The sequence below is a fragment of the Sphingosinicella sp. LHD-64 genome, assembly GCF_031157375.1.
Lineage (GTDB): Bacteria > Pseudomonadota > Alphaproteobacteria > Sphingomonadales > Sphingomonadaceae > Allosphingosinicella.
Genome location: NZ_JAVIFV010000003.1, coordinates 607655 through 623651, shown reverse-complemented (window position 1 = coordinate 623651; position 15997 = coordinate 607655). Strand labels below are relative to the sequence as shown.

Genomic DNA, 15997 nt, shown 5'->3' with positions numbered 1-15997 from the left:
CGCAAGAAGGGCTCGAGATCGCGCGCGGGGCCCCTCCCGTGTCAGCCTTCCCGAATGCCTTTCAGGATTGCCCGCTCGACAGGACAATAGCCCCCGTCGGCCCGGTCCAGCACGAACGGCTCCCGCGGCAAGAGCGGCGGCTGCGCCATGAAGCGCGGCCGCGACCCCCGGTGCGACTGCGCGCTATGGACCAGGAAGGGGTGGCACAGATACGCCGTCCCCGCCGCCCCGGTCGCCAGCGCCTCCGGCCGCCAGGCGGACGACGCGAAGCCGTCCGCGGCCAGTTCGCGCAGGGTCAGCCCTTCCTCCCCGGCCGGCGCCAGCTGCCGGGCGATGTCGAGATGCGATCCGGCACGGATGCGCGTCGGGGCATCGTCCGGGCCCACGTCGGAGAACAGGAACAGCATCAAGAGCGCCCGGCCGCGGCTCGCCACGTTGGCGCGCCAGTCCATGAAGTCGGGTGTGTCGGTCCCGAAGCTCATGTCGACGTGCCAGCCGGTGTCGCCGGGATCGTCCGGCGAGGGGAAGCGCACTGGAAAGGTGCCGATCGCCCCCGGCGGCAGCCAGCGCCCCGCGCCGACGAGCTGGTCGAAGGCGGCGTGGAGCGTGAGCGTATTGGCGGCTGCGCGGAACGGCTCCTGGCTGTAATGGCCGAGCCGGACGACCGGCCGGGTCCAGCCTGCGGGATCGTCCGCGTCCAGCCCCATGTCCCGCCAGAGGATCGCCCGCGCCTCCCCGGCCAGGGCCTCCGGAAAGGCGTCGTCGATCCGGACGAAGCCGTCGGCGATGAAGGACTCGATCTCGGCCGCGCTCAGCGCGCGCGTTTCATGTGCATCGTGCATGATTATGCTTTCCATATGTCGCGCCGCCCGCGTCCGGCCTCGCGCCGACGCGGCAGCGTCTCGTGGCAAAAGGGTTCCGCTCGGGCCGGTCAGGCCAGCGGAAACGCCGCCGCGAAATGGAAAGCGATGAATTTCATGGTGGTGGGCAAGATAGGGCCGGGAGTGCGGAGTGCAAGGCGCCGCCGCCGAGGCGAAGCCGACGTTGCGCGGCAACGTCAACCCGCGCGAAGAACCTTGGCGTGCCGGCTCAGCAGGTCGTCCTCGGACCGAATCCAGAAGCCGAAGCCCCGGTCGGTGTCGAAGAATTTCGCGGTGCCGATAGTCATGATCGGCCTTTTCGCATGTCAGAATTGCCCCGCGTGAGAGGCACGGGGCCAATAAAGCTCGAAGGGAAAGGGCCGGGGGCTTCAGTTTCGCTCGCAGGCGACGTCAGCTCTCACGATACAGATAGATATGTGTGTAATTTCAATGAAATTGTCGGCCACTTCGATCGTTGCTCGCCTCTCGAGAGGCGTTCATGGGATGGGTCTCCGAAAAATACGGGCAGATGCCGCCAGTCGTAGACCCGAAACCCCTTACCCTGATTTGTGTCGCTATTTTTCCGGATATTTGGTAGGCAGCGAGCATCACCTGAGCAATTTTCCGCAAGCGCCCCGTGACAGAGAGATGCGACGTACTCTCGCTTGCACCGGTACAGGTGAATTTCATGGATAAGGCATATTGGATCGGCCGCAAGCGGGCGGCGCTGGCAATGGCGCGGGGCGCGGCGACGTCGGAGGCGCGTCTCGCCCATTATGATCGCGCCGGCCGCTGCGCCATCGCAGCGGCGCAATGCCGCCCCTTCCTGATGGTCGAGAACGGATCGGTCGTTGAAGCGAAGGAGGGACCCCGCGACAAACCCCCGTCGAAGCCGGCCCGGCCAGGCTCGATCTTCCGCGGGCCATGGGCGCCGCCGCCCCAGGGCCGGGACCAGGCCGTGCGGGAGGGCGCATGACCATGCGCTTCAAGAGCGCCCGCGCCATTCCGCGGCTGTCGCCGGCGCAGCAGGAACGGCAGGGCCGCGTGGTGAAGGCGGCACAGTCTGCACTGCCGGGGACGGACGCGGTGCGCACTTTCCTCAACACCCACCACGATCTGCTCCGCGCCCGCCCGCTCGATCTCGCGATCGCCAGCGACGTCGGGCTGATCGCGGTCGAGGGCGCGCTCCTCGTGGAAAGCCGCCGCCTCGAGGACGCGGGCGCCGGCGAGCCGCCGGTGCCGCAGGACGCTGCGCCCTAGGGTTGCCGATCGCCCGATCTTCCAAACCGGAGAGACGAATATCCGATGGACCCGCCTCCCAAACTGACCCTCGTCCTGGACGATGCGGAGCTGGCGCGGCTCGGCATCACGCCCGTGACGACGACGCACTATCTGGTCGGGCCCTTCCGCTATGAGAGCCTGCCCGAAGCCGTCGCCGCGACGAAGCGCGTCCCCGTCGTCGGCAACGACGCATGAGCCTGCACGACTGGCTCGGGCGGCACCTGCCCGATACCGCCCATAGCCATTGGGAAGGCGGCTATTTCGTCAGCCGCTGCACGCAGTGCGGCCGGGCCATGGTCAAGCTCCCGGGCCTCCCCTGGCGGCTGCAGGAGTGACGCAACTGTGCCTCCGGCGGTTTCTGCGGCGCCCAGCTGGTAAATCCATCGTGCCACCCCCATATGAGGACAATCGCTCCTCTTGGCCTTAGGCGTCGGAGCGGCTGAGAGATGCGCGTGCTCCCGCCTGAAGTTGGAGCAGAATCGTGACAGCGACTCCCGAAAATACGCTCGCCGCCGCCCCGGCGCGCGGCGTCATCACCCCCAGCGATGTCTCGCCGGTCGCCCGTGATCGGGTGGAGAGCGATGATCTTGCCGCCATGCGCGCCAGGTTCGTCGCCGATTTCAGCGGCGGATTGATGGGCCAGCACCATAACACCTACCAGCATCGCGCCCGCGTCCTGCGCCAGCAGACCGACGCATCGCGGCGCGCAGCCGGCGAGCCGCGGCGCTAGCCGCTGCCGCCCCCGTCCGGCCGGACCGACATACCCCACAGCAATGAGGAGCAACGACATGGCGAAGGGCCAGCAACGCGGCAACAAGGAAGCTCGCAAGCCGAAAAAGGCGGTTCCCAAGTCGAACGTCTCGAAGCCGTCGCTCAAGGGGATCATGCCCAATCCGGCGAAGGGCTGATCGCCTGCCGCGACGCGCTTTTCCACCCGTTCGAGAGGAGATTCGCATGTATCCGTCCGCCAGCCTGTGCCGCACCCAGGAGGCCTATCATCGCGACCGGGCCGCGGTCGCCGAGCTCGCCAATGTGAGGGCGATCGCGACCAATGCCGCCATCGCCTGGGGCGAAGAGGCGCTCGCCGCGGAGCGCCGCGAGGCGCGGAACAGCCGCACCAGGATGGGTGCCGCCGTCGTCGCGCTGCGCAAGCGCGAGGCCCGCGCCGAGCGCGATCGCCTGTTCAGCGAGAATCCGGACCGCGGCTTCGAAAGTCCATGACCGCCGTCGCGGCCCGCCCCGGTCCGGCCGCCCGCCTGCGCCGCGCCGGCATGGTGGCCCTCGCGCTGGCCGGGCTTGCCGCCTGCGGCACGGCGCCAGTGCAACCGGAGCCGGCGACCGGGGCGTCGCTCGACAACATCGGTAACCGGAATGACGACGCGGCGCTGAGGGCGTCCGCGGAACAGCGCGGCCGGACGCAGGCCGATGTCGATATCCGCGCCGCCGACCGCCGCGAGGCGGCGCGTCCGCCGACGGGGCAGCAATGAAAGGGAGACGAAGGATGGCAGCGCGAACGACCATGGGCAGCCGAGCCCTCGCGGCCGAGGTGCCGGAAACCGATCCCGACCGCGCGGTGATGGAGCGCAACGGCATCACGCGAACGACGAGCCATCATTACTGGGTCGAGGGCTATCGCTACTCCAATCTCGCGGACGCGCTGGCGCAGGTGAGGCGCAGCGTACGAGCGCGCGAGGCGATACGGGGACAGCGTCCCGCCTGAGCAAACGCAGAAGCCCCGCGATCGCTCGCGGGGCCTCTCGTTTCAGTCACTCCAAGAAGCGGCCTTATGGCCGCCACTCTCAGTCGTCGTCGCGCGTCAAAAACGCCGGCGCGAACTCAGGCTCGGGCCCGTTGTCGCCGCCGTCATTGTCGCGGCGGGGACGGTCGCTGCCCCGATCGCCACGACCTTCGCCGCGTTCGCCGCCACGGCCTTCGCCGTCACGACGCGGCCCGCGATCCCGGCCACCACGGCCGCGGTCGCCGCCACGGCCGCCACGATCGCCACGGCCTTCACCGTCACGCCGGGGACCACGGTCGCCACGCTCGCCGCGCTCGCGCGGTTCGCGGGGCGGGCGGGTGTCTTCCAGCTCCTCGCCGGTCTCCTGGTCGACGACGCGCATCGACAGGCGGACCTTGCCGCGCGGATCGATCTCGAGGACCTTGACCTTCACTTCCTGGCCTTCGGCGACGACGTCGGTCGGCTTCTCGACCCGCTCGTTCTTCATCTCGGAGACGTGGACGAGGCCGTCCTTGCCGCCCATGAAGTTCACGAACGCGCCGAAATCGACGATGTTGACCACCTTGCCCGAATAGATCTTGCCGACTTCCGCCTCCTCGACGATCCCGGCGATCCACTTGCGGGCCGCCTCGATCTGGCTGAGGTCGGACGACGAGATCTTGATCACGCCCTCGTCGTCGATGTCGACCTTGGCGCCGGTGGTCGCGACGATCTCGCGGATCACCTTGCCGCCGGTGCCGATCACGTCGCGGATCTTCGCCTTGTCGATCTGCATCGTCTCGATCCGCGGCGCGTGGGCGGAAAGCTCCTCGCGGGTGTGGTCGAGCGCCTTGGCCATCTCGCCCAGGATGTGGGCGCGGCCGGCCTTGGCCTGGTGCAGCGCCTTTTCGAAAATCTCCTGGGTGATGCCGGCGACCTTGATGTCCATCTGCATCGTGGTGATGCCTTCGGACGTGCCGGCAACCTTGAAGTCCATGTCGCCAAGATGGTCCTCGTCGCCGAGGATGTCGCTGATCACCGCGAAGTCCTGCCCTTCAAGGATCAGGCCCATCGCGATGCCGGAGACCGGCCGCTTCAGCGGCACGCCGGCGTCCATCATCGAGAGTGAGCCGCCGCAGACGGTCGCCATCGAGGAAGAGCCGTTCGACTCCGTGATGTCGCTGAGGACGCGGATCGTGTAGGGGAATTCGTCATGGGTCGGGAGCACCGGATGGAGCGCCCGCCACGCCAGCTTGCCGTGACCCACTTCACGCCGGCCCGGCGCGCCGAAGCGGCCGACTTCGCCGACCGAATAGGGCGGGAAGTTGTAGTGGAGCATGAAGCGCTCGTAGGAGAGGCCGGTCAGGCCGTCGATCATCTGCTCGCTGTCCTTGGTGCCGAGCGTCGTCGTGCAGATCGACTGGGTCTCGCCGCGCGTGAACAAAGCGGAGCCGTGGGTGCGCGGCAGGAAGCCGACGATCGCCTCGATCGGGCGGATCTGGGTGGTGGTGCGCCCGTCGATCCGCTGGCCGTCCTTCAGGATGGCGGTGCGGACGATTTCGGCCTCAAGTTTCTTCACCAGCTTCAGCGTGCCGAGATAGGCGGCCGGATCGCTCTCGGCGAGGTCGGCGAGGCTTTCGCGCGCCTTGGTACGGGCCTCGTTGATCGCGTTCTGGCGGGCCTGCTTGTCGGTGAGCTTGTAGGCCGCGGCGAGATCGGCGCCGATGAGGTCGCGGAGGCGCTGCTTGGCGGCGCTCTGGTCCTCCGGAGCTGCCAGCTCCCACGGGTCCTTGGCGGCCTGCTCGGCGAGGTCGATGATCGCGTCGATCACCTTCTGGCTCTCGCGGTGGGCGAACATGACCGCGCCCAGCATGACCTCTTCCGACAGCTCCTTCGCTTCGGATTCGACCATCATCACCGCTTCGTTGGTCGCCGCGACGACGAGGTCGAGATCGCCTTCCTTCACCTCGTCCAGCGTCGGGTTGAGGATATAGTCGCCGTCCTTGTAGCCAACCCGCGCGGCACCGATCGGGCCCATGAAGGGCACGCCCGAAATGGTCAGCGCCGCCGAGGCCGCGACCATCGCCAGGATGTCCGGCTCGTTCTCCCCGTCATAAGAGAGAACCTGGGCGATCACGTTGACTTCATTATAAAAACCCTCGGGGAAGAGGGGACGGATCGGGCGGTCGATGAGGCGGCTGGTCAGCGTTTCCTTTTCGGTGGCGCCGCGCTCCCGCTTGAAGAAGCCGCCCGGGATGCGCCCGGCCGACGAGAATTTCTCCTGATAGTGGACGGTCAGCGGGAAGAAGTCCTGCCCTTCCTTGACGCTGCGTGCGGCGGTCACCGCGCACAGGACGACCGTCTCGCCGAGGGTCGCGAGCACCGCGCCGTCGGCCTGGCGGGCAACGCGGCCCGTTTCGAGGGAGAGGGTCTTGCCGCCCCACTCGATGTCTACTTTCTTCATGTCGAACATGTGGTTTCCTTCATCCGGCGCGCCGTATGCGCCCCGGTGCCTGTGTACGGGCCGGTTTTGGCCCGGGAGGTTCGGCCGGATTGCCTCTCCTCCGTCACCCCGGCGAAGGCCGGGGTCCAGTTCCCAGTCAGTACAGCGCTCTCGCGCTGGTCATTTGACTGGATCCCGGCTTCCAGCTTCGCTGGAGTTTACCCTGAGCGCCTGCTTGCAGGCAGCCGAAGGGCCGGGATGACGCAATACGTAAACGGCCCGCCGAGGCGGGCCGAACGATTGCGTCACTTGCGAAGGCCCAGCTTCGCGATGAGTGCGGTGTAGCGCGCTTCGTCTTCCCGCTTCAGATAGTCGAGCAGCGAGCGGCGCTTGTTGACGAGCATCAGCAGGCCGCGGCGCGAATGGTTGTCCTTCGCGTGGGTCTTGAAATGCTCGGTGAGGTTGGCGATCCGCTCGGTGAGGATCGCGACCTGCACCTCGGGGCTGCCCGTGTCGCCCTTGTTCTGGGCGTTGTCCTTGATGATTTCCTGCTTGCGCGCGGCGGTCACCGACATCGTTTCACTCCTTCATAAGTCACAGGTTGAAGCCGCGCACCACGCGAAGACCCTCTTCGCTAAGCTCAACCAGCGCGACCGGAATGCCCCGGTCCGTCGCAAGATGAAGCCCTGGCTTGGCGGCGATCCCGATCAATGTCCGCCCCTGACGGAGCGCCCCTGCCTGATCGGGGGTGACGGGAAGAGCCGGGATGTCGTCCAGCCCTGCCGTCAGCGGCAGGAGGTGTTGTTCAAGGGTGCGGCCCTTAGCGGCTTCACTCAATTTGTCCAGTGAAATCGCCGCACCGAGGGTGAAGGGGCCGGCCTTGGTCCGTCGCAACATGGTGACGTGGCCGACGGTTTCCAAGGCCTGGGCGATGTCGCGGGCGAGGGAACGGATATAGGTGCCCTTGGAGACACGGGCGGAGAGAGTGATCTCATTCAACCTGTCGTCATTCCAGCGAAAGCTGGAATCTCTCTTTTCTCTATCTGAAGCCGTCGAAGGCGAAGTGAGATTCCAGCTTTCGCTGGAATGACTGATGGAGAGCTGGTGAATGGTGACGTCGCGGCTGGCGAGCGTCACGTTCTTGCCTGCCCGGGCGAGATCGTAGGCGCGCTGACCATCCACCTTCAGCGCCGAATAGGCCGGCGGCACCTGCGTGATCGGGCCGGTGAAGCGCGGCAGCACGGCTTCGACCTCGGCGACCGTCGGTCGCACGTCGGAGGTGGCGATTACCTTGCCCTCCAGATCGAGCGTATCCGTCTCTGCGCCAAACCGGATCGTGAAGTCATAGACCTTGTCGGCATCCAGCATCCGGCCCGAAAGCTTGGTCGCCTCGCCCAGCGCCACCGGCAGCACGCCGCTCGCCAGCGGATCGAGCGTCCCGCCATGGCCGACCTTCACCTTCGGATAGCCGCCCTCGCGCAGCGCGCGTTTGACCGCGCCGACCGCCTGGGTCGAGCCGATCCCCACCGGCTTGTCGATCACCAGCCAGCCGTGCATCTCTATTCCGCCGCGGCGCGGGTCAGGGTCAGCCGCATCTGCTCGCCGTCCACCTCGGCGATCCGCTCCATATAATGGCGCCGGCAGAGCGACACGTAGCGGTCGTTGCCGCCGATCTCGGTCTGCGCACCGCTCTTCACCGCGCGGCCATCCGCATCGACACGCAGGTTCATCGTCGCCTTGCGCCCGCAATCGCAAACGGCCTTCAACTCGACGAGCGTGTCGGCGAGCGCCAGCAGGTGGGCGGACCCCTCGAACAGGTTCGCCTGGAAATCGGTCCTGAGCCCGTAGGCGAGGACCGGGATGCCGAGTTCGTCGCAGATCGAGGCGAGCTGCACGACCTGCGCGCGGGTGAGGAACTGCGCCTCGTCGATCAGGATGCAGTTGAGCTCGCGCTTCTTCAGCTCTTCCTCCACCTCGCGGCGGATGTCGGTGGTGCGCTCATAGGAATGCGCTTCCGTCTCCAGCCCGATCCGCGAGGCGATGATCCCGTGTCCGGCGCGATCATCGAGCGCGGCTGTATACAGCATCGTCTGCATGCCCCGCTCGCGATAGTTGAAATCGGCCTGCAGGAGCGTGGTCGATTTCCCGGCGTTCATCGAGGCATAGTAGAAATAGAGCTTGGCCACGCCGGCCTTCTAGCGCGCTTTTCAGGGCCGCGGCATCCCTCACGCTCAGGGCTGCGAGCGCCGGCTCCGCCGTTCCGCATACCAGTCGCGGATCATCTGCTGGGTGCAGCCACCCTGGCCGTAGACGCCGACGACCGAACAGCTGTTCGGCCGCCCGACCCGCGAGGCATTTTCGAGGTCCTCGACGCGGGCGCCCCAGGCGACCTCGGTCGGCTCGGTCTGCCTGAGCGGCGCGGGGATGCGATAGCGCTCCTCCTCCGGACGGCGCGCGCAGATCACGATCTCCTCCTCCGACGACTGCGGGCAGGGATCGTCGCCATAGACGACCAGCGTCGATTCGCGTTCGGGCGGGCTGCCCGTCTCCACGCGTTGCGCGAGCGCCGGCGAGGTCGCTAGCAGGGCTGCAAGGACGCAGAGGATGCGGGGAATGGACATGTCTTCAGCCCTGATGATCGCCGGTTCCTGAACGCCGCATTGCTTTTTTTGTTTTGAGCGTCGGATCGGCGGCGGCGGGATCGTCCGGCCAGGGATGCTTGGGGTAGCGGCCGCGCATCTCTTTCGCGACCGCCGCCCAGCTGCCGCGCCAGAAGCCGGGCAGGTCGCGGGTTGTCTGGATCGGCCGGCCGGCGGGCGAGGTGAGGGCGAGGACGAGCGGCGTGTCGCCCGCTCGCGGATGTTCGGACAGACCGAAGAAGGCCTGGACGCGGGCGGTGACGGTCGGGCCGGCTTCCGCCTCATAGTCGATCGCATGGCTGCTCCCCGCCGGGGTTTCGAAATGGCCGGGTGCGAGCCGGTCGACGGCCTTGCGGCCCTCCCAGCCGAGCAACGCATCGAGCGCGCCGGACAGCGCCGAGGGATCGATGTCGGCGAGACGCCGCCGCCCCGGCAGGAGCAGCGGAAGCCAGTCGTCGAGGCTCGTGACAAGCGCCGCGTCGGAGATATCCGGGATCGCCGGATCGGTGCGCCGGGCGAAGCCGGCGCGGCGGCGCAGCGACCGCGCGCCCTCGCTCCAGGGCAGGAGACCGAGGCCGTGGGTCCGCACGCCGTCGAGCAAGGCGGCCTCGACCGCGGCCGGATCGGCACGGCTGTCCTGTCCGCCGGAGAGCAGGATCGCGCCCAACCGCCGGCCATGGCTGGCACGGACACCGCCGGTCGCGGGATCGAAGGTGACGTCGGCGCCGGTCCGGATGCGATCGGCAAAGAGGGTTTCAACCGTCGCCTGGTCGATCGCTGCGGCGGAAAGGATGCGCGCGCCTGACGCCACGCCGCCGACTTCGGCCACCGCCAGCCAGTCCTCGCGCGCCAGTGGCGAGGCCGGGTCGAGCCGGAACCCCCGCCCGCCGACGCTGATCCAGTCGGCCCCGGAGGAATCGCGGCGTTTCGAGAGTCGGTCCGGAAAGGCGAGGGCGATGCATCCACCCACCTCGCTCGTCCCGAGCGAAGTCGAGGGGCGTTTCTCTGAGTCGGTGCCGGCGCCCCTCGACTGCGCTCGGGACGAACGGACAAAGTTGAGCCAATTCCGCGCCAACCCTCTTGCCGCCTCGGCGCGCTTCCCTCTTTCGCCGCGCCACCGCCTGATCCGCAGGTCCAGGTCCGCGTCGGTCCCGCCGAGGCCGCGCTCCGAGAGCAGCACCGCCGCCTGCGCCGCCGTTTCTCCCCAGCCCCGTGCTGCGGCTTCGATCAACATATGGGATAGACGTGGCGGAAGCGGCAAATCCGCAATCGCCTGACCAAGCGCTGTCGGCCGCCCGTTCTCGTCCAGCGCGCCGAGGCTGGTCAGCCGGCTGCGCGCCTCGTCGATTGCGGCGGCGCCTGGCGGGTCGAGCCAGCGCAGCTGGCGCGGGTCGGACACGCCCCAGATCGCGCAGTCGAGCAGCAGTGCCGAGAGATCCGCCTCCAGGATTTCCGGCGGGTCGAAGCGCGGCAGGCTCTGCGTTGCCGCTTCCTCCCACAGCCGATAGGCCCGCCCTGGCCCCTGCCGCCCGGCGCGGCCGGCACGCTGGGTGACGGCGGCCTGGCTGGCGCGCTCGGTGACGAGCCGGGAGAGGCCGGCGGCGCGGTCGTAACGGGGGCGGCGGGCAAGACCGGAATCGACGACCACCTGGAGGCCGTCGAGCGTCAGGCTGGTCTCGGCGATCGAGGTGGCGAGGACGAGCTTGCGCGTGCCGGCCGGCGCCGGCGCAATCGCGGCGCGCTGGGCGGCCGGATCGAGGCTGCCGTGGAGGCGATGCAGGTCGACGCCCGCCGGCAGCGGCTCGAGCCGCTCGGCGGTGCGTTCGATCTCGGCGACGCCGGGGAGGAAGGCGAGCAGGCCGCCCACGCTCTCGGCCAGCGCGCGCCGGATCGCGGCGGCCATCTCATCCTCGATCCGTCTTTCGGCCGTCCGCCCGATGTGGATCAGCTCGACCGGAAAGCTGCGACCCTCGCTCTCGATCACGGGCGCATCGCCCATCAGCGCGCCGAAGCGGGCGCCGTCGAGCGTCGCCGACATCGCGGCGAGCCTCAAATCCGGGCGCAGCGCCGCCTGCGCGTCCAGCGCCAGCGCCAGGCCGAAGTCGCTGTCGAGGCTGCGCTCGTGCACCTCGTCGAACAGCACCGCCGAGACCCCGGCGAGCTCGGGATCGGCCTGGATGCGCTTGAGGAAGATGCCTTCGGTCAGGACCGTGATCCGCGTCCTCGCCGACCGCTTCGTGTCGAGCCGGGTCGCGTAGCCGATCGTGTCCCCGACCGGCCCTCCCGCCAGCGCAGCCATGCGCTCCGCGGCGGCGCGGGCCGCGAGCCGGCGCGGCGAGAGCAGCAGGATTTCGCCGCTGCACCACGGCTCGCCCAGCAGCGCCGGCGCGACCGCGGTGGTCTTGCCGGCCCCCGGCGGGGCGACGAGCACCGCGTTGCTGCCGTCGCGCAGCGCGGTGAGCAGATCGGGCAGGACGTCGTGGATCGGGAGGGCGCTCACCGCCGCTCCCCTATCGCGTCACAGGTCGAATTGCACCCAGTCGGTGCCGCCCGGCCAGAATGTCTCCTCGATCCGGTCGGCGACCCAGGCAAGGGCGAGGAAGATGAGGATCGCGGCGGCGAGGTCGAGCAGCAGGATCGCGCCGAAGGCGACATAGGGGTGGAACGGCCCGATCCGGTCGAAGCCGTTCTTCATCGGCGCGCGGGGCGGCACGCGCTTCATCAGTAGGCGCGCTGGATCGCGAACTGCACCGCCTCGACCAGTGCCGATTTCGCCCGGCCGGTGGGGAACGGCCCCAGCGCGTCGATCGCGCGCTGGCCGTAATGGCGGGCGCGTTCGAGCGTATCGTCGAGCGCACCGCAGCCGCGCAGCAGCCGGGTCGCGTGCGCGAGGTCCTCGTCGGTCGTGCGCCGGCCGCCGACCGCCTCGCGCCAGAAGGCGCGATCGGCGTCGGTGCCGCGCGCATAGGCGAGGATCACCGGCAGCGTCACCTTGCCGTCGCGGAAGTCGTCGCCGACGCCCTTCCCCATCGTGGCGGCGTCGGAGGCATAGTCGATCGCATCGTCGACCAGCTGGAAGGCGACGCCGAGGTTGCGGCCATAGGCATCGAGCGCCTCTTCGGTCGCCTCGTCGCGCTCGGCGACCACTGCGGCGATCCGGCAGGCGGCGGCAAACAAGGCGGCGGTCTTGGCGGCGATGATCTCGAGATAATGATCCTCGTCGGTCTCGATCTGGCGCTGGGCGGTGAGCTGATTGACCTCGCCTTCCGCGATCACGCTGGACGCGCGGCTCAGGATCTTCAGCACCTTGAGGCTGCCGTCCTCGACCATCAGCTCGAAGCTGCGCGAGAACAGGAAGTCGCCGACCAGCACGCTCGCCGGATTGCCCCAGATGATGTTCGCGGTGCGGCGCCCGCGCCGCAGGCCCGATCCGTCGACGACGTCGTCGTGGAGCAGGGTGGCGGTGTGGATGAACTCGACCGCGGCGGCGAGCTTGTGATGGCGGGCGCCGCCATAGTCGAGCAGCCGGGCGCAGGCCAAGGTCAGCATCGGCCGCATCCGCTTGCCGCCGCCGACGATGAGATGGCCGGCAAGCTCCGGGATCAGTGCGACCTCGCTCTGCATGCGATCGAGGATCACCGCGTTCACATGGTTGAGATCGGCGGCGACGAGCTGGATCATCGGATCAAGCGACGGGACGCGGCCGGGAACGAGCGGATGGACGCTGGCACTCATGACGGGCGCGCTGTGCGCCGGGCGACCCGGAAAGGCAAGGGATCAGGCGCTGAGCAACTCGATCGGGACCGGCGGACTCGCACCGGCCCGCTTCGGAAGTTCTCGATCAAACGTCGCGAAGCCGTCCATGCCGCGGGATGCGATCAGGTGGAGCATGTCCGGCCAATCGGCGCCGCGCCGATAGCGGTCCAGCGCCCACGCAAGATCATGAGGACGGTCGACATGGACACTGGCGAGATCGATGAGATCGGCGAGCGCGTCGGCAATGACCTCCGGCTCCAGCGCATAGGCGCTGCGCAGGACCCATTCGGCCTCCATAAGCACGCCGTGCGGGACGAATATCCCTCGTGCAAGCAATGTCTCGGCACAAACCGTTTGGCCCGGATCATCACCAAGAACCAGCCGCAGCACGACGTTGGTATCGGCGGCGATCATCGCTTGATCCGATACTCCTTTTTGAAATGCTCAGCCATCGCCTGTTCCACTCGCCGATCGATCTCCTCGAGCGTCAGCGGCGGTCCCTCATATTTCGGGCGCCGGGCGCGAAACTCTTCGAGAGAGAGCCTCTTCCGGTCCTTGCGGGCGGCCCGCAGGATGAGTCCGCCGGCACTTTCCTCGATTTCGAGTTCGGTGCCCGTGGCCCAATCAAGGCGTTCCCTCAGCTCTTTCGGGATAACGATCTGGCCTTTGGCAGACATCTTCGTTTGCGCGTTCATGTCGGTAAGATACGTCTTACCGACAGACAATGCAAGACGAGCCTACCGCCGCCCGCCCGGCAGGATCAGCGCCGTCATCTCCGCGATCGGCAGGCGAAGGCGCGCCATCAGCCCGCCCAGGTCCTCGCTCTCCTCCAGCGCGACCGAGCCGTCGTAGATTTCCGCCACGTCGCGGACGATGGCGAGGCCGAGGCCGGTGCCCGGCTTGTCCGTGTCGAGGCGGGCGCCGCGGTCGAAGATCGCCGTGCGCTTGGCCTCGGGGATGCCGGGGCCGTCGTCCTCGACCTCGATCTCGATGCCGTCGGGCGCTGTCTTCACCGTCACGAAGACGCGGCCGCCGCCATATTTCGCGGCATTCTCGATGAGGTTGCCGAGCATCTCGTCGAGGTCCTGCCGCTCGACCCGGACCATCGCGTGCCGGTCGCCGCTGATGTCGATGGTGACGTTCTCGTAGAGCCGGCTCACCGCGCGCTCGACCGATTCGAGGCTCGGCCAGACCTCGGTGCGGGCTTGGGCATTGGCGCGCCGGCCGATCGCGCGGGCGCGGGCGAGATGGTGGTCGACCTGACGGCGCATCGTGCGCGCCTCGCGAATCACCGTATTGGCGAGGTTCGGGGCGTGGGCGGTGGCGTCGTTGGTGATGACGGTAAGCGGCGTCTTCAGCGCATGGGCGAGATTGCCGGCATGGCGCCGCGCCTCCTCGGCCTGCTTCTCGTTGTGGTCGAGCAGCGCGTTGAGCTCCTCGGTCACCGGGGTAAGCTCGCTCGGCAGCGGCTCGTCGATCCGCGCCTTCTGGCCGGAGCGGATCGCGATGATCGCACGCCGCATCCGCCGGAGCGGCCACAGGCCGTAGATCGCCTGCAGGACGCCGAGCGCGATCAGGCCCAGGCCCAATATGCCGAACGAGCGCACCAGCGTCTTGCGCAGCACGCCGATCTGGTCGTCGAGTACGTCCCGGTTCTGCGCGACCTGGAAGCGCCAGCGCACCGTGGAGCCCGGCAGCCGCACGTCGCGCTCGATGACGCGCAACCGTTCCATCGGGAACTCGCTGCTGTCGTAGAGATGGATGCCGCTGTCGCTGTAGGCCGGGCCGACCCGCAGCCGCCGGTCCCACAGCGAGCGCGACGGGAACGGATCGAAGCCCTCGCCGCTGATCTGGTAGTAGAGACCAGAATAGGGCTCGAGGAAACGCTGGTCGGCGGGTGGCCGGTTGAACAGCACCTCGCCTTCCGGGCCGATCTCGGACGAGGCGATCATCGAGGTCAGCACATAATCGAGCTGCGCGTCGAAATTGTCGGTGATCGCCGCGGTCAGCACCCGGTCGAGCGCGAGCCCGCCGACGCAGAGCAGCAGCGCGACCCAGAGCGAGGCGATGCCGATCATCCGGCGGGTCAGCGAGCCGGTGGTGCGCCGCGCCGAGCGCCGCAGCCACCATCGGCGGAGGGTTTCGATAAGCTTCATTGCCGACGCGGCCCTGACGCTTCGGCCATGAATGGAGCCTTAGCCCCTCGGCTCTTCGAGGCTGTAGCCGAGGCCGCGGATGGTGGTGATGACGTCGGGGCCGAGCTTCTTGCGGATGCGCGTCACGAACACCTCGATCGTGTTCGAATCGCGGTCGAAATCCTGGTCGTAGATATGCTCGATCAGCTCGGTGCGGCTCACCACCTTGCCCTTGTGGTGCATGAGATAGGAGAGGAGCTTGTACTCTTGCGCGGTCAGCTTCACCGGCTCGCCGTTCAGCGTCACCTTGCCCGAGCGCGTGTCGAGCCGCACGTCGCCGGCGATGAGCTCGGAGCTCGCATTGCCCGAGGCGCGGCGGATGAGCGCGCGCAGCCGTGCGATCAGCTCCTCGGTCTGAAACGGCTTGGCGAGATAGTCGTCGGCGCCGGCATCGAGCCCCGCCACCTTGTCCGACCAGCTGTCGCGCGCGGTCAGGACCAGCACCGGGACCTTCATCCCGTCCTTGCGCCAGCGGTCGAGCACAGTGAGGCCGTCCACTTCCGGCAGGCCGAGGTCGAGAATGATCGCGTCATAGGTCTCGGTCGAGCCGAGATAATGGCCGTCCTCGCCGTCGGTGGCGAGGTCGATGGCATAGCCCGCGCCCTCCAGCGTGGCGCGCAGCTGCCGGCCGAGATTCGGCTCGTCCTCGACGATCAGTACCCGCATGCTCTTTCCTTCCCCGGCCGGCCGCGCCGCATGGCGGCACGGTCGTCGTCGTTCATCTTTCGGATATGGGAATAGCAGCGCGGCTACGCCAAGGCCATGGGGCGCCGAATCGGCTATTGCCGGCCGATGACGCGGCCGGTGCGCGCGTCGACGTCGATCCAGATCACCTCGCCGCCGCGCATATATTTGAGGCGGTAGACGCGCCCGTCGAACTCCGCGCCGATGAAGTCGGCGCCGGGAATCCGCACGCGCGAACGGATCTCGGGCAGAGAGAGGATCTCGCCCTGCTGGGTGGCGCGATAGGCCGCATCCTGCTCGCCGCCGCGCTGCGCGCTGAGGCGCCGCTGCGCATCGGCGGGCGCAGAAAGGGTCAGGCCCGCGGCCAGGATAAGGAGCAGAAAACGCATGACTTCGTGAACTCGATCTTCCCGGAAAAACCT

22 protein-coding genes are annotated in these 15997 nt (G+C 68.2%); 8 read left to right on the top strand and 14 right to left on the bottom strand.

What is annotated here, in order from left to right:
* Positions 1–41: 41 nt before the first annotated feature.
* Positions 42–842 (bottom strand): phytanoyl-CoA dioxygenase family protein, encoded by an 801-nt coding sequence (locus RCO27_RS10965; RefSeq protein ID WP_309002713.1) that lies wholly within the window; start codon positions 840–842, stop codon positions 42–44.
* Positions 843–1548: 706 nt separating this feature from the next.
* On the opposite strand from RCO27_RS10965, the gene RCO27_RS10960 reads away from it, so the two are divergent.
* The 8 genes from RCO27_RS10960 (at position 1549) to RCO27_RS10925 (ending at position 3861) form a co-directional block, all read left to right on the top strand.
* The gene (locus RCO27_RS10960; RefSeq protein ID WP_309002712.1) at positions 1549–1836 is read left to right on the top strand and encodes a hypothetical protein; all 288 of its coding nucleotides are present in this window, start codon (positions 1549–1551) and stop codon (positions 1834–1836) included.
* Entirely contained in the window at positions 1833–2120 is a 288-nt protein-coding gene (locus RCO27_RS10955; RefSeq protein ID WP_309002711.1) for a hypothetical protein, read from the top strand. Before RCO27_RS10960 ends, RCO27_RS10955 begins: the two co-directional genes overlap by 4 nt.
* A 45-nt stretch (positions 2121–2165) precedes the next feature.
* A complete protein-coding gene (locus RCO27_RS10950) occupies positions 2166–2336 on the top strand; it encodes a hypothetical protein (RefSeq protein ID WP_309002710.1) in 171 nt (56 codons plus the stop codon).
* Positions 2333–2476, top strand: coding sequence for a hypothetical protein (locus RCO27_RS10945; RefSeq protein ID WP_309002709.1), 144 nt, complete (start codon positions 2333–2335; stop codon positions 2474–2476). Before RCO27_RS10950 ends, RCO27_RS10945 begins: the two co-directional genes overlap by 4 nt.
* Before the next feature lie 146 nt (positions 2477–2622).
* Positions 2623–2871 carry a hypothetical protein gene (locus RCO27_RS10940; protein ID WP_309002708.1) on the top strand — a complete coding sequence of 83 codons (249 nt, stop codon included), beginning with the start codon at positions 2623–2625 and terminating at the stop codon, positions 2869–2871.
* Positions 2872–3095: 224 nt separating this feature from the next.
* Entirely contained in the window at positions 3096–3362 is a 267-nt protein-coding gene (locus RCO27_RS10935) for a hypothetical protein (protein ID WP_309002707.1), read from the top strand.
* Positions 3359–3628 carry a hypothetical protein gene (locus tag RCO27_RS10930; protein WP_309002706.1) on the top strand — a complete coding sequence of 90 codons (270 nt, stop codon included), beginning with the start codon at positions 3359–3361 and terminating at the stop codon, positions 3626–3628. The genes RCO27_RS10935 and RCO27_RS10930 overlap by 4 nt, the downstream gene beginning before the upstream one ends.
* Before the next feature lie 14 nt (positions 3629–3642).
* On the top strand, positions 3643–3861 hold the full coding sequence (locus tag RCO27_RS10925; protein ID WP_309002705.1) for a hypothetical protein: 219 nt from the start codon (positions 3643–3645) through the stop codon (positions 3859–3861).
* A 79-nt stretch (positions 3862–3940) separates the two neighbouring features.
* On the opposite strand, the gene pnp is transcribed toward RCO27_RS10925, so the two are convergent.
* The 13 genes from pnp to RCO27_RS10860 form a co-directional block, all read right to left on the bottom strand.
* Positions 3941–6331, bottom strand: coding sequence for a polyribonucleotide nucleotidyltransferase (gene pnp, locus RCO27_RS10920; protein WP_309002704.1), 2391 nt, complete (start codon positions 6329–6331; stop codon positions 3941–3943).
* A gap of 275 nt (positions 6332–6606) precedes the next feature.
* Positions 6607–6876, bottom strand: coding sequence for a 30S ribosomal protein S15 (rpsO, locus tag RCO27_RS10915; protein ID WP_309002703.1), 270 nt, complete (start codon positions 6874–6876; stop codon positions 6607–6609).
* Between the two features lie 19 nt (positions 6877–6895).
* Positions 6896–7858, bottom strand: a complete 963-nt coding sequence (gene truB / locus RCO27_RS10910) for a tRNA pseudouridine(55) synthase TruB (protein ID WP_309002702.1) — start codon at positions 7856–7858, stop codon at positions 6896–6898.
* Positions 7859–7860: 2 nt separating this feature from the next.
* The gene (locus tag RCO27_RS10905; protein WP_309002701.1) at positions 7861–8487 is read right to left on the bottom strand and encodes a thymidine kinase; all 627 of its coding nucleotides are present in this window, start codon (positions 8485–8487) and stop codon (positions 7861–7863) included.
* A gap of 45 nt (positions 8488–8532) precedes the next feature.
* Entirely contained in the window at positions 8533–8922 is a 390-nt protein-coding gene (locus RCO27_RS10900) for a hypothetical protein (protein ID WP_309002700.1), read from the bottom strand.
* A gap of 4 nt (positions 8923–8926) precedes the next feature.
* A complete protein-coding gene (hrpB, locus tag RCO27_RS10895; RefSeq protein WP_309002699.1) occupies positions 8927–11440 on the bottom strand; it encodes an ATP-dependent helicase HrpB in 2514 nt (837 codons plus the stop codon).
* Between the two features lie 18 nt (positions 11441–11458).
* The gene (locus RCO27_RS10890) at positions 11459–11662 is read right to left on the bottom strand and encodes a hypothetical protein (protein WP_309002698.1); all 204 of its coding nucleotides are present in this window, start codon (positions 11660–11662) and stop codon (positions 11459–11461) included.
* Entirely contained in the window at positions 11662–12675 is a 1014-nt protein-coding gene (locus RCO27_RS10885; protein ID WP_309002697.1) for a polyprenyl synthetase family protein, read from the bottom strand. The genes RCO27_RS10890 and RCO27_RS10885 overlap by 1 nt, the downstream gene beginning before the upstream one ends.
* Positions 12676–12717: 42 nt before the next feature.
* On the bottom strand, positions 12718–13110 hold the full coding sequence (locus tag RCO27_RS10880; RefSeq protein ID WP_309002696.1) for a type II toxin-antitoxin system VapC family toxin: 393 nt from the start codon (positions 13108–13110) through the stop codon (positions 12718–12720).
* Positions 13107–13391 (bottom strand): AbrB/MazE/SpoVT family DNA-binding domain-containing protein, encoded by a 285-nt coding sequence (locus RCO27_RS10875; RefSeq protein ID WP_309002695.1) that lies wholly within the window; start codon positions 13389–13391, stop codon positions 13107–13109. Before RCO27_RS10875 ends, RCO27_RS10880 begins: the two co-directional genes overlap by 4 nt.
* A gap of 42 nt (positions 13392–13433) precedes the next feature.
* On the bottom strand, positions 13434–14852 hold the full coding sequence (locus tag RCO27_RS10870) for an ATP-binding protein (RefSeq protein ID WP_309002694.1): 1419 nt from the start codon (positions 14850–14852) through the stop codon (positions 13434–13436).
* A gap of 39 nt (positions 14853–14891) precedes the next feature.
* Entirely contained in the window at positions 14892–15557 is a 666-nt protein-coding gene (locus RCO27_RS10865) for a response regulator transcription factor (protein WP_309002693.1), read from the bottom strand.
* A gap of 113 nt (positions 15558–15670) precedes the next feature.
* Entirely contained in the window at positions 15671–15964 is a 294-nt protein-coding gene (locus tag RCO27_RS10860; RefSeq protein WP_309002692.1) for a PepSY domain-containing protein, read from the bottom strand.
* Positions 15965–15997: the final 33 nt, after the last annotated feature.

Excerpts from the sequence above, each read along its gene's own strand:
- RCO27_RS10965 (WP_309002713.1), bottom strand. The coding sequence starts at position 842 with ATGCACGATGCACATGAAACGCGCGCGCTGAGCGCGGCCGAGATCGAG.
- RCO27_RS10925 (WP_309002705.1), top strand. The coding sequence starts at position 3,643 with ATGGCAGCGCGAACGACCATGGGCAGCCGAGCCCTCGCGGCCGAGGTG.
- RCO27_RS10930 (WP_309002706.1), top strand. The coding sequence starts at position 3,359 with ATGACCGCCGTCGCGGCCCGCCCCGGTCCGGCCGCCCGCCTGCGCCGC.
- RCO27_RS10885 (WP_309002697.1), bottom strand. The coding sequence starts at position 12,675 with ATGAGTGCCAGCGTCCATCCGCTCGTTCCCGGCCGCGTCCCGTCGCTT.
- RCO27_RS10900 (WP_309002700.1), bottom strand. The coding sequence starts at position 8,922 with ATGTCCATTCCCCGCATCCTCTGCGTCCTTGCAGCCCTGCTAGCGACC.
- RCO27_RS10955 (WP_309002711.1), top strand. The coding sequence starts at position 1,833 with ATGACCATGCGCTTCAAGAGCGCCCGCGCCATTCCGCGGCTGTCGCCG.
- RCO27_RS10875 (WP_309002695.1), bottom strand. The coding sequence starts at position 13,391 with ATGAACGCGCAAACGAAGATGTCTGCCAAAGGCCAGATCGTTATCCCG.
- RCO27_RS10860 (WP_309002692.1), bottom strand. The coding sequence starts at position 15,964 with ATGCGTTTTCTGCTCCTTATCCTGGCCGCGGGCCTGACCCTTTCTGCG.
- truB (WP_309002702.1), bottom strand. The coding sequence starts at position 7,858 with ATGCACGGCTGGCTGGTGATCGACAAGCCGGTGGGGATCGGCTCGACC.
- RCO27_RS10945 (WP_309002709.1), top strand. The coding sequence starts at position 2,333 with ATGAGCCTGCACGACTGGCTCGGGCGGCACCTGCCCGATACCGCCCAT.
- RCO27_RS10950 (WP_309002710.1), top strand. The coding sequence starts at position 2,166 with ATGGACCCGCCTCCCAAACTGACCCTCGTCCTGGACGATGCGGAGCTG.
- rpsO (WP_309002703.1), bottom strand. The coding sequence starts at position 6,876 with ATGTCGGTGACCGCCGCGCGCAAGCAGGAAATCATCAAGGACAACGCC.
- RCO27_RS10865 (WP_309002693.1), bottom strand. The coding sequence starts at position 15,557 with ATGCGGGTACTGATCGTCGAGGACGAGCCGAATCTCGGCCGGCAGCTG.
- RCO27_RS10890 (WP_309002698.1), bottom strand. The coding sequence starts at position 11,662 with ATGAAGCGCGTGCCGCCCCGCGCGCCGATGAAGAACGGCTTCGACCGG.
- RCO27_RS10880 (WP_309002696.1), bottom strand. The coding sequence starts at position 13,110 with ATGATCGCCGCCGATACCAACGTCGTGCTGCGGCTGGTTCTTGGTGAT.
- pnp (WP_309002704.1), bottom strand. The coding sequence starts at position 6,331 with ATGTTCGACATGAAGAAAGTAGACATCGAGTGGGGCGGCAAGACCCTC.
- RCO27_RS10870 (WP_309002694.1), bottom strand. The coding sequence starts at position 14,852 with ATGAAGCTTATCGAAACCCTCCGCCGATGGTGGCTGCGGCGCTCGGCG.
- RCO27_RS10960 (WP_309002712.1), top strand. The coding sequence starts at position 1,549 with ATGGATAAGGCATATTGGATCGGCCGCAAGCGGGCGGCGCTGGCAATG.
- RCO27_RS10935 (WP_309002707.1), top strand. The coding sequence starts at position 3,096 with ATGTATCCGTCCGCCAGCCTGTGCCGCACCCAGGAGGCCTATCATCGC.